Consider the following 2,477-nt stretch of genomic DNA (forward strand, 5'->3'; position numbering starts at 1 on the left):
GGGGGGGGGGGGGGTGTTCTAAATGAAAATTTCTTGCAAAATGTTATAACAATATAACTTTTTATAAAATTTCTTATTATTTTCGTAATCTGTCATACGTCTTATGGTGTGTCGCAGATTTGTGATTGGGTAATCACTAAACAAATGTTGTAGTTTATTACCGCACTATAATTTTGATACTAAATCGTTTAGTACTTTGTCGAATACCGCGAATGTGAATGTGAGAATACAAGAAAATATTAAGCAGCAGGCGGAGCAGATTTTGGAAACGATTGGAGTTCCTAGGGCTACTGCTATTGACATGTTTTATCGTCAAATCATTCTTAATAAGGGTATTCCGTTTTCGCTTGCTATTCCAAAGTCACTTCCGGCACAAGATGATATGGATGAGAAAACATTTAACGCGTTGATGGCTAAAGGCTATGATCAGGCGGCTCAAAGTGATAGTTATCCGATAGATGATGTTTTTGAAGAGCTTGAATGCTGATTAGCAGTCGTGGTGTGAAATTGGTTTTAGAAGAATACGCGTAAAAAATTATTACGTTTATTTTTGTGTTGATGATAGTAGAAAAGAAGTTGAAATACTCGCAGTTGTCTACGTGAGAAGAGACCAGGCTAAGCAACTGGAACAATTGTAATGTAAACGTTGTTATCAAGCTAATCTTAAATCTTTTTGCGATGTTTCCTATCGTTAAACAGTGCACCCAATATACATAGTGTGCACTTGAAAAAAGTGTAGAAATACTCGTAAGTTCTCTCAATCCGCGTGGAGAGTGTAGTATTGATGTCAAAGGCTAGTATCGAAACGAGTTTGAGTGTACAAGATTGATGTAAGAAAAATGCACACCCTTTGCACCTGGCTTTGTATGTGAATTTTACGCAGAAGGAAAGAGAGTTTATTATGGGTAACGATAGTTCGAAAGAAGAGTTAGCTGCTGAAATAAAAAATGCTAGAAAGATTGTAGGAAAAGGTAATAAATTCAAAAATTTATATTGGTGGGTAATAGATCTAGAAAATGAAGTGGATATTTACAGGATTAAGTATAACAAAATTTTTTTAATGCCATATACTTTTGGACTTACAGAAGATGATTTAAATACAAATACAAGTACGGATATAATAGATTTGAAAAATTATGAAGAAAATGATGAGTTATCTGATGAAGAAGGTAATAATTTATTTTATCGCATAAGTAAACAAAAAAATTATAAAAAAGCTAAAATACATTCTAACAATTATAACGTAGATATAACTACAGGTAATTTTCACCCACATGATGCTTTGAAGGGAGTAATAAAAGGGGAAAAAATTAAACAAATTATGCTAGTAAGAAATACCAATGAAAATGGGTCTCACTACGGAGTTTTATACCCCAAGAATTGCCCTAAAGGCGAAGAAAAAAATTTCATAATTTTAAGAGATGAAGCCAATAAATTCTACTACATTCCTAAAAAATGCATAAAACTAGTAAAAGAAAACGAAGAACCTGAAAAAACACTTAATGATTTTTTAAATGCCATAGGAGCTGAATAAATAATATTACTTAGAACTAAGAAATAGTTATCAGATGTAAATGTGATGTGCACGTGCCCCCCCAAAAAAAGTTAGACTTTTGTGTTTGAAAAAATAGGGGGGTATTTGATAATTTTACGTAAGAAAATAAATAAAGCTGCTATAGGCTATAAGAAAAAATAATATTTGTATATCCCTATTTTTCATATTCTTGTATAACACGTTTTATAAGAGCGTCTTTACCAGGACCTGGTTCAATCATTGATAAGAAATGACGGGATGAAATTGTGGTCAGCAAATCAATTAGATATCTCACGCTTTCATCATGCCCAAGAATAGTATCTTCTTTACCAATATGTTTAAGAATGTAATGCTTGTAGTATTTAGCCGTACTACTAGGTTTCCAACCATTTTCTTTTAGTTCATTGTATAATTTGTCAAGATCTAAAGTAATGGTGACTTTCGTAGGTAAATTAATATTTTCATTATTATCCATAAATTTGCACCTCCTATTGTTGATAACATACTTCAATGTAGAAATAAAGGCAATAAAATTAAAAAGTGGTAGGTAAAAATCTTTAAAGACCTATTATATGCTGCGCAAAAAGACTGTATAAAGCTTCAGAATTCAGAAGGAACAGTTTCATTGTATCCAACACGTGATGCAACTAGAATCTTAGTGCAAAACAGCTTACAAATCCGAATAATCTTAAAAAACAACGAATTTATTCAAGACTCGTTGAGAGTGTTTGCTTGATGTCGAGAATTAAGAACTAAACAATATATAAAGGGCTTGAGGAAAGGGGTTTCGATAATTGCCACGGTTTATACAGCTAATCGTAATCCATTTTTTAAACCTATTTACGACATTTATTATCAAGGCTGTCCAAGTTTTCATAGTAAGAAGGAGTTCATAGCATTTTAATGCTGTGAACTCCTTCTTATTTCGAGTTACTTATTGCGG

General features: G+C 32.3%; 3 protein-coding genes. 2 read left to right on the plus strand and 1 reads right to left on the minus strand.

What is annotated here, in order from left to right; genetic code table 11:
- Positions 1 to 196: 196 nt before the first annotated feature.
- Positions 197 to 487, plus strand: a complete 291-nt coding sequence (locus tag HMPREF3230_RS03285; protein ID WP_075523543.1) for a type II toxin-antitoxin system RelB/DinJ family antitoxin — start codon at positions 197 to 199, stop codon at positions 485 to 487.
- 414 nt (positions 488 to 901) lie between these two features.
- Positions 902 to 1,534, plus strand: a complete 633-nt coding sequence (locus tag HMPREF3230_RS03290) for a hypothetical protein (RefSeq protein WP_075523544.1) — start codon at positions 902 to 904, stop codon at positions 1,532 to 1,534.
- A 175-nt stretch (positions 1,535 to 1,709) separates the two neighbouring features.
- On the opposite strand, the gene HMPREF3230_RS03295 is transcribed toward HMPREF3230_RS03290, so the two are convergent.
- Complete coding sequence (locus HMPREF3230_RS03295) at positions 1,710 to 2,009, minus strand: hypothetical protein (protein ID WP_075523545.1); 300 nt, start codon at positions 2,007 to 2,009, stop codon at positions 1,710 to 1,712.
- Between the last annotated feature and the right edge of the window lie 468 nt (positions 2,010 to 2,477).

Origin of the sequence: Gardnerella vaginalis, from assembly GCF_001563665.1 — a bacterium.
Classification (GTDB): domain Bacteria; phylum Actinomycetota; class Actinomycetes; order Actinomycetales; family Bifidobacteriaceae; genus Bifidobacterium; species Bifidobacterium vaginale_A.